Genomic DNA, 7,726 nt, shown 5'->3' on the forward strand with positions numbered 1-7,726 from the left:
ACCATGGAGGGGTGAGCGCCAAGGGCGCTCCACACCGGACAATGAACGCTCCAGGAGGGCGTTCACGAAGACGGCCGAGTGACTGACCGGCGTGGCCTTGCGTGTCTATTTCAACACGATCCAGGCCGGGGCATGATCGCTGGCGCCGTCCTCGCCGCGGATGGCGCGGTCGACGCCGGCTTGCTTGAGCCGCGGCGCGAGTTGCGGGCTCAGCAGCAGATGATCGAGCCGCAAGCCGGCATCGCGCGGCCACCGGTTGCGCTTGTAGTCCCAGAAGGTGAACATCGGCGCGTCCGGGTGAACGGTGCGGACCGCATCGCACCAGCCCTGATCGACGAGCGCCTTGTAGGCCGCGCGGCTCTTCGGCTGGACCAGCGCATCCTTGTCCCATGACTTCGTCGGATAGATGTCGAGCGGCGTCGGCGCGACGTTGTAGTCGCCGGCGAGCACGACGGGCAGGTCGTCCTTGATGAACTTGGCCGCGTGCTTGTGCAGCCGCTTGAACCAGGCGAGCTTGTAGTCGAATTTCGGCCCCGGCTGCGGATTGCCGTTCGGCAGATACAGACAGCCGACGACGATGCCGCGCACCGCGGCCTCGATGTAGCGCGCGTCCTTGTCTTTGGGATCCCCGGGCAGGGCGGTGCGGATGAGCACCGGTTCGGCTTTGCGCGCGAGGATCGCGACGCCATTCCAGGTCTTCTGCCCCTGCCACACCGCGCCGTAGCCGGCCTTGCCGATCTCACCCACCGGAAACTCGGCCCGCGTGCATTTCAGCTCCTGCAGGCAGACGATGTCCGGCCTGGCGGAACGCAGCCAGCCCAGCAAGTTGGGGAGGCGCCGCCGGACATTGTTGATGTTGAAGGTCGCGATCTTCATGATGCCGCCGCTGAGGGGAAAAGTCCTGATGTCAAAGTTCGCAGCCGCTGTTTTGTTCACGCTGGCGCTGGGCATGCCCGCGACATCGGCACAGCAGTTGCCGAACGACGAGCAGCGCGCGGCCTGTCAGGCGGACTACATCAGGTTCTGCGTCGACGTGCTGCCAGGCGAAGGCCGCATCATCGCGTGCATGATGCGGAATTATGCGCAGCTCGCGGGCGCCTGCAAGAAGGTGCTCGACGCCGCCAATGCCGCGGGCACGAAGGGGTAGGAGCGAAAAGCGTCGCTGTTCGCTCGTTTGCACGTAGAAGGCGAGTTCCTGCTCGTGCGGTAACCAGGGACGGTCGCCGCCATCGTCCCTGAATGACCCCGCTCCGACGCGCGGCCGATCGGATCAATGCGACGTCGCAGCGGTCACATTAAGGCCGCCTTAACCCTCAGCATCAGTCGCGCAACTATCAATCTACCGCCGAATGTGTCTGTTGATGTATGATGTCACCGTTCACCCCCTCTCTCGCCTCGGCAAGCCGCGAGTCCCCTCCGCCCGGAAGAACGCGCAGAATTTCTATCAAAAGTCGTTTGCTGAGGAAATTACAATCAAGAATTGATGCTATTTGGAGTGGTGTCATGAATATCCCGGCTCTGCTGATCGCGACCGGATTCGGCGCTGTGTTCCTGGCCGCCGAGCTCAGATGGTACGTCCAGCCGCCGGCCATCGACGCAAAGCCGGTGATGAGCGCGTTGTCGTCGGACCACATGAAAGCGCGCGCGGCGGTTCGCAACGTGCTGGTCGCCCCGGACACGGCGCAGTTCGAGGGCTTGCGGTCGGTGACGGAAGGCGCGACCAAATATGTCTGCGGCCTTGTCAAGGCGCGCGACCGCAGCGGCAACGTCGCCGATGCCCCCTTCGTCTATGCCGTGGCGGCGAACTTTGTCCGCGTCGACGATGGCGGACGGCTGACGCGTGAGCAGGCGTCTTACCGGCCCTGTCCGGTGATCGAGGACGAGCCGAAGGTCGCGCAGAAGGACCCTGACAAGAAGCTCGCGATCTCGCCCGCCGCGCTGGCCGTGGTGAAGACGGCCGTGCAACTGATGCCCGAAGGCGATCCGGCGACGCTGACGGCGCTGTCCGCGACGATGACGGAAGCGGCCGGATCCAGAGCGGGTGGGGCGGGCGGCCAGCGGATGGAGCAGCAGATCGCGGCGCTCGCCGGCAAGACCGTGGGTTCAGCTGGCGGCAGCAGTGCAGGTCAGACGATCGTCAGCGAGCGGGGCAAGCCGACTGCATCCGCCAGCAAGCCGTCGGAATGGCGCGCCGATCAGCCGCCGCCCAACTGGCCGAAATTCCCGCAGGGCCATCCGCTGGCGGTCCCGACGGAGAGGCGTCCCCCCTCCGAGGCGCTGGCGCTGGCGAGGGACGTCGAGGAGCGCTGGAAGAAGTCCGAGGCTGCCGGCGATCCGCGGCTGCGTCCCTCCGCGAAGGACATCAAGGACGCCTCCCGCGCGCTGCTGACGATCGACTGCATCGACATCGAATATCGTCAGGCCTGGGCGGCCTTCGTCCGGCTGCAGGAGATGGATCGGATCGTGACGACGGGGTAGCACGCCGGGGCATCAGGCGCCGCTAGCGCCGATCGAGGGCGATCGCCGCGTTGCGTACCGCGGGTCTATGAACACGCCGGTCGGCGTACTCATGATTGACGTGCAGGACTGCATCGGTGCAACCCTCATGGTGAGGAGCGCCGAAGGCGCGTCTCGAACCATGAGGCCGCAGTGGGGCCCCGCCCTTCGAGACGCCCGCCTTGGGCGGGCTCCTCAGGGCGAGGAGTGAAGGTCGGGCCCAGCACGTGAACCGTGCAGATGGGGGGCCTGCACTCTCCTCGGCCGGGAACGCCGATGCGTCGGGCCCGTTGGACTGTCTTTACCGGGAAGGTCCGACAGCACGAGAACAATCACCGTCGTCTTGGTGCTGACAACAGCGACCGCGCTGAGTGCTACGGCCCAGGCCGGATCGCGAGCTGAAGCCCAAGCCTCACTTCACCGATCCGCGCGCGTCGTCATCGCGGGGCCGCCCGCCGTGAGGCAAGATCCGTATTGGGTGCCCGACTACTCCATCGTCCCGCGCTATCGCTATCGTCCGCAGGGCGATCGCGTCTACACCAGCTATGCCCCGCCGGTCGCGCGAAGCGCGCCGCCGCCCGGCTCGCTGGGGATCGGGCAGTAGCCCTTGCACGAAGCCGGACCAAGTCCGCGTCATCGCGGTGGCGATCGGGTGCGGGCGCGCCGCCCTTTCGGCGCCCCCTGAAGATGCCGATAGCGTCGGCCAAGCCGAAGATGACGTCGCCTCAGTTCGTCAGCCATTTACTCGAGAATTCACGTGCGACCTTATACCTGCTGACCGCCGTTTCGTCCTCGCACGGAACCGCAATCGGATCTCTCGCAACTTCAAATTCGCGATCGGCTACATATCCGACCATGAAGCACTTCTGCTCATGCTCGCCGAGCGCTCTGTTCTTCATCTTGAACGTGATCGCTACGAAGCCTGCCTCAAGAATCCGGCTTTTCCATTTGACGCTTCCGTAGTCGCGCAAGTCGGTTGCAACGTCCTCCAATTCCCAATCGCTGGAAATCTGTTGGAGATACCAACCCGCCAACGCGGGCCACCATTGCCGCGCATGGGTTCCATCGTCGCGTGCGGGGTTCGCGGCAAATCTCTTCACATGGTCCGCAATGACTTCTTGCAGCCCTCGCGCCAAGGCCCCGTTCTCCTTCTGAAGTCTCTCCTGTCGTTCGCGCTTCTCCTCGCCGGATTGTCGTCGCTGGACGTCCGCACGCGACTGGTCGTCTTTTCTCTTCTGGTCCAGTTGCTGTTGTTCGCGCAACAATCGGGCTTCGCCATCCGCGACGTCCTTTGCTTCCGCCTCGACGTCGGCGGGCGTGAACCAGGTTGCCACAACGTGATAGTTGAGCTTGTCCCGCTGCAGCCCTGCAATCAAATCCCTAAGGTCCTTCGACGCGCCGTACACCGCCCCGCATTGACCGCGCTTGGTGGAGACGAACGCACTTTCGATCGATGTGGATATCACCTTGGGTGAGGAACCGAGCTCGACCTGAAGCCGATCGAGTGTTCGAGTGATGAGACTCTCATGAGTTTTCTGCCGATCGGCGACCGTCTGACAGACGATCGACGTTCCGTTCGCGATAGAGACCAGACCAAAACCGTCGATCGCCTTTCTTTGGATATCGTTCTCGAGTTGCAGGCTCCTGATGCCGTCTGAATTACGAGCATTCTGCAATTCGCGCTCGCTGACGCTCCCGAGCAAAGTGAAGGCGCCGGTATCGACCGCCTTGAGGATCGCATTGGCAGCATTAGCGGGGAGCGACGCAAACAGACCGCGATTGACGGTCACCAGATCGTAACGCTCCAGGCCGTCTGCCGCGCAGGGTGAAGCTGCCACGTCGACGGTCCGGGCTCCCTTCTCGACCACCTTGCCTTTCAGTTGCGACATGCCGAAGGCATCCAGGTTGTTCTCGTGCAGGAAGCAAAGGCTCGCGCGACCGCGATCGAACACGAGATCACCCCGCATGTTCCGTACGACGCCGGCCTGGCCGCTTTCGTTCACCAGGACCAATGTCTCGTCGAGAGGTCCGTCGACAAGCAGCCGATTTCGATCGGTCGTCGCCTGGATGGATTTCCGGCTCTGAATCGGATGCTTTGCGCGATACTCGTTGTAGTCTGGTTCGAGGTGCAATCGCCTGATCTCGGTCTCCGAATCCGAAATGGCCTGCTTGAGAGCATCCGTCTCCGGATTCGCGAGTGCGTCCGACAAACGTCCTCTTAGCTTGATGAGATCCTGCGCGCTGTTGGACGTGATGTTTCGCCGCGCGTAGCCTTCAACGAAGTCCGCAATCGTTCGCGCCGAGTCCGAAAGCTGATCCAATTCCGCCTTCACCGCTTCCCGGCGGCTATCCTCTCGAGAGGTTCGAAACCGCTTGAACTCGGGAATCTCGTCGAGCCGGCGTTGCAAGGCCGAAAACGCTTCCGAGGTCCTGTCCGGATCCTTGGTGTCGAGCGCCGTTTTCAATCCCGCCACGAGCGGTCCGACTTCCAGCGGGACGAGGCTTGCGCTCTTCTGCGCGAATTCGGAGAGGTCGCTTAGCAGGTTTTCGGCATGGATCTGCAGGGCTTTCGCGGTCTCATCCCGCTGCCTCTGTCGGATCTCGTCGGCCTTCTGGTCGAGCGCTGCAAGTCCCGCCTTGATCTGTCGGGCGCAGCTCTCTGCACCTTCTTTCCTAGCGCGGATAGCGTCGGACTGCATTAGGGCTTTTGCGATGTCGGCGCCTCGCTGTCCAGCTCTGGAAGAGGCGTCGTCACGCTCGGACTCCTTTCTTTGGAGCTCCTGCTCAGCGGCCGCTAAGCTGGAACGTAGTCTGGCCAGATCTTGATTGATCTCCTTCTGCCGTGCCTTGGCCGCCTCCGTCTTGAGGTCGCGCTCGCGCTCGGAAATCTTTCCAGCGATCGCGTTCATTCGCGTCTGGGTCTCGCTGACAGCGTCGGTGAGCCGCTGAACGTCGTTAAGAAGTTTCTTGCGGTCGTCCGATGATCCTCCGAGGACCGACCTCTGCTTATCGGCCGTCTCGATATCTCGCGTAAGTTGGTCGATCTTGGCGAGTTGGGCGTCCAATTTTGCGCGGTAGGTCTGGGTACTGGCGGAAATTGCCGCCGTCGCCATTTCCATTGCCGATGCAGACGAGGCGGTGATGCTCGCGGCGAGGTAAGCGGCTCGTTGGTTCATGTCTCCTAGGCAAGACTCCGGGGCTTCCGCTGTCGAGTTCGACCCCGTCATTAGCCTTGCTACGCCGTCTTTGGCGGCTAGGTTCGCCGGGTCGATCAGCAGGGCATATTGATAGTCTTTGAGTGCCTCTTCGGTGTTCGATGCCTCGAGAGCTTTTGCCCGGGTGAGGCGAGACCAAATGAAATTCGTCTTCAGCGCGACGGCTTTGTTCAGGGCTGAGAGTGCGTTGGCGGAATCGTTCAGACCTAGATAGGCCGTGCCCAGATTGGCATAGGCGTAAGAATATTTCGGGTTGAGATCGATGGCGGCTTGGCAATCCGACAGCGCAGGTTGGTAGTCCTGCTTCTTATTATATGCTGAACAACGGCCATCGAACGCGTCCGCAAGGCGGATCCGGTCAAGGCTTTTCGTAGCGATGATCTTCGTGCAGCCCGTCAGCCGGATCTCAGCATCCTGCGATTGACAATCCTTCCAAGGATCTTCGGGCGGCGAGGGCGATGTGGAATTTGCTTGTGCGCCTTTGGATGGCGCTGACAGCGTGGACGCATCGATCGCGAAGAAGCGCAGCCGTCCGCGGCCATAGGTGTCGTGACTTTCAGCCCAGACAAAGCCGGGTCCGCCGGCCACCCTGTATATTGGAAGATCCTGCCTGATGGATTCCTGGTAGTTCCCGGCGAAGTCGACCAACATGCCACCGGGGCTCCGGCCCGACGCCAGCGTCGCGATGGCAGTCGCATCCAGAGTCTCGAGAACAACGTCGCCCCAATAGGCGATCGTGCCGCTTGCGCCTGCAGCGTGCTGCGGCCTGAAAATCAAGCGCGGCTGCTCGCCGAAGGTTCGGGAAAGCCGGTCAATGTCGCTGCTCACTTCTCCGGGATCGAAGAAGGCGGGGTCCAGGGAGCGATTCAAATAGTACGCGCGTCCATCGTCAGCGTGCAGCATACTATAGGACGAAAGGTACTCTCCGCGCGCAGTGCGCTCGGTTCGCTGCTTTTGACACCAAGTGAAACCGGAAAACTGGTCGCTGGGTCGACACTGGTATTCTTTGTAGCTGGGCGAGACGTAAGAGATGATGCTGCCCAGGGGAATTTTGTCGACCCTATACTTTGAGGGAAGGGAGGGCGCCTGCGGCTGCACTGATTGCGGGTCGGCAGGATTGATCCGGCTGGACGGCGTTGGCGGTTGAACAAGGATGGTGTCCTGTCGCAGCGCAACCTGAGTGCGGCATTCAGCCAGGACATCCGAAACTCTTGTGTCCGACGGATTGATGCCGTTGTTCACCAGCACCTGAACGCTAATGCCGCGGCGTCGGAGCGTCTCGTCCATGCAGGTCAATGTGGTTGGGGGGATCTTCCGCCATTCGGCTTGGGTCGCTTGGACCATCGCTGACTGCATGATGGCGCCGAACATGTTCAGGAAGTCGCGGGAACTTTGCGCCATCGACGAGCTTGCGCCGAACCCGACAAGCAAAAAACCAATCGTCGGGACGCGTAGATGCCTGCACATTGTTCTCACCTAAACAAAAAGCCAGTCTCGGAAATAGAACGGAAAACTGCCGCCTCGCTTCGTGCGCGTCAATATCAGACTCGACAATCCTATGATCGACTTCGCACAGCTGCGCCGCAGGCCGTTGGCGGCCCGGGTGCGATGCCGAAACAGTCGCGGTGCGCCGGCCGGAACTTGCGTCCGAGAAGCGGTTGCCATGGATACCGACCATGTCTGGCAAACGACATGTCCGCCCTTCACGAGTGAAGGGGGGCCATGCTCCTAAGCAGATTTTTCTTTCTTTTTTTCGGAAATTATGCTTTACTCTCTCCGTCCCGCCTCGGCACGAGGGGCGTATCGCGATCGTCACGGCACGCGGGGTGGGATGCGGTGGGCATTTGGGGCGCAGCATGACTTGGTCGTGCGGACGAACGTCTCCAGGCGCACGGTGAAGTCGTATGGTCCTGGCGTCCCGACGCTGACGCTACGCCGGCGGTGATGATGATCCGCAGGTTACGGGGGCAAGACAGCCCGGTCCCCGGGGAGAGTACGTATAATCCGTCAAGCCA

5 protein-coding genes are annotated in these 7,726 nt (G+C 62.0%); 3 read left to right on the forward strand and 2 right to left on the reverse strand.

Annotated features, from left to right (window positions below; all coding sequences use genetic code 11):
• Nucleotides 1-105: 105 nt before the first annotated feature.
• A complete protein-coding gene (xth, locus tag BRAO375_RS26505; protein WP_009030515.1) occupies nucleotides 106-876 on the reverse strand; it encodes an exodeoxyribonuclease III in 771 nt (256 codons plus the stop codon).
• Between the two features lie 28 nt (nucleotides 877-904).
• On the opposite strand from xth, the gene BRAO375_RS26510 reads away from it, so the two are divergent.
• The 3 genes from BRAO375_RS26510 to BRAO375_RS38720 all read left to right on the forward strand — a co-directional run bounded on the left by BRAO375_RS26510 (nucleotide 905) and on the right by BRAO375_RS38720 (nucleotide 3,100).
• On the forward strand, nucleotides 905-1,147 hold the full coding sequence (locus BRAO375_RS26510) for a cysteine rich repeat-containing protein (protein WP_009030516.1): 243 nt from the start codon (nucleotides 905-907) through the stop codon (nucleotides 1,145-1,147).
• 356 nt (nucleotides 1,148-1,503) lie between these two features.
• Entirely contained in the window at nucleotides 1,504-2,478 is a 975-nt protein-coding gene (locus BRAO375_RS26515) for a hypothetical protein (RefSeq protein WP_009030517.1), read from the forward strand.
• Nucleotides 2,479-2,953: 475 nt separating this feature from the next.
• On the forward strand, nucleotides 2,954-3,100 hold the full coding sequence (locus BRAO375_RS38720; RefSeq protein WP_244423310.1) for a hypothetical protein: 147 nt from the start codon (nucleotides 2,954-2,956) through the stop codon (nucleotides 3,098-3,100).
• Nucleotides 3,101-3,221: 121 nt separating this feature from the next.
• Here BRAO375_RS38720 and BRAO375_RS26525 read toward each other — a convergent pair whose 3' ends face one another.
• Nucleotides 3,222-7,112: a hypothetical protein gene (locus tag BRAO375_RS26525; RefSeq protein WP_244423312.1), complete on the reverse strand. Its 3,891-nt coding sequence runs from the start codon at nucleotides 7,110-7,112 to the stop codon at nucleotides 3,222-3,224.
• Between the last annotated feature and the right edge of the window lie 614 nt (nucleotides 7,113-7,726).

Origin of the sequence: Bradyrhizobium sp. ORS 375 (genome assembly GCF_000239775.1) — a bacterium.
Classification (GTDB): domain Bacteria; phylum Pseudomonadota; class Alphaproteobacteria; order Rhizobiales; family Xanthobacteraceae; genus Bradyrhizobium.